At 39.3% G+C, this 389-nt stretch carries 1 protein-coding gene; it reads left to right on the top strand.

Going from position 1 to position 389, the window contains the following annotated elements; genetic code table 11:
• Nucleotides 1–29 precede the first annotated feature (29 nt).
• On the top strand, nt 30–389 hold a 360-nt coding region (locus tag J7R05_RS08900; protein WP_208541932.1), incomplete at its 3' end, for a polyprenyl synthetase family protein.

Raw genomic sequence — 389 nt, 5'->3', positions numbered from 1 at the left:
TCTATTGAAAACACTCTAGGAGTAAACAATTGGGTGCTGTCATAAAACAAGATCATAAAAAAAATAACCAGGTTTCTTCACAAGCTCTCATCAACCTCACCAAAGATGATATGGAGCGCGTAAACCAATTAATTATCTCTATGGCTCAAGCAGATGTCGAAATGATCCCTGAAATTTGCAACCATCTTATTTCATCGGGAGGAAAGCGATTGCGTCCAATGATTACACTAGCTTCAGCTGATATGTTTGGATATCAAGGTGACGGGCATATAAAGCTTGCAACAGCAATTGAATTTATGCACACAGCAACTTTACTGCACGATGATGTAGTCGATGAAAGTAATCTCCGCCGTGGAAAATCTACCGCACGAATGATTTGGGGAAATAAA

It is taken from the genome of Bartonella capreoli (assembly GCF_902813205.1).
GTDB lineage: Bacteria > Pseudomonadota > Alphaproteobacteria > Rhizobiales > Rhizobiaceae > Bartonella > Bartonella schoenbuchensis.
This window is presented reverse-complemented; position numbering and strand designations above follow the sequence as displayed.